General features: G+C 41.5%; 1 pseudogene. It reads left to right on the top strand.

From position 1 onward, the window contains the following. Positions 1–610, top strand: a pseudogene (locus B853_RS16165) (transposase); the annotation flags it as partial.

The following is a 610-nucleotide window of genomic DNA, read 5'->3' as shown; positions in this document are numbered from 1 at the left end:
CAAAACGGAAAATTAAGATATGAAGTTGTAGAGCACTTTGCTGAAAACGACATGCTTATTTCTATGCCTATCTCACCACAAGCTCAGCGTAATAACCCTAATTTACCGACTCATTGGCAGGCACGTCTCATCCTCTATAAAGACCCAAAAGGTGAAATTGAAGGCTTTATAACTTCCCTTGTTGACCCTAAGAAGTACTCATTAGAAGACTTATTAGCTGTCTATTGGCAACGCTGGGAAATAGAAGAAGGTTACGGTGAGATAAAGCAAACTCAGCTACAAAGCGAGGTTACCTTGAGAAGTCGTTTTGCTGTTGGTGTTAGACAAGAGCTCTGGGGAATACTGCTAGCGTACAATTTGGTGCGCCTAGAGATGATTCATATTGCTCAAGACGCCGATGTAAGCCCAACTAGAGTTAGCTTTACAGCGGCAATAAACTTAATAGATACCCAGTTACGTTGGTTGGCACTGAGTCCTGATGGAACTCTACCGAGCAAACTCAAGCAAATGAGGGAGAGCATAAGTCACTTCATTTTACCGGATAAAAGAAAGGACCGAACGTATCCACGTTCAGTCCTTTTTGTCCTACAAAATATCCATTTAGATATAA

This window comes from Vibrio rotiferianus CAIM 577 = LMG 21460 (genome assembly GCF_002741985.1).
GTDB classification, from domain to species: domain Bacteria; phylum Pseudomonadota; class Gammaproteobacteria; order Enterobacterales; family Vibrionaceae; genus Vibrio; species Vibrio rotiferianus.
Note: the sequence above shows the minus strand (reverse complement) of the source record. Positions and strands in the feature narration are given on the sequence as shown.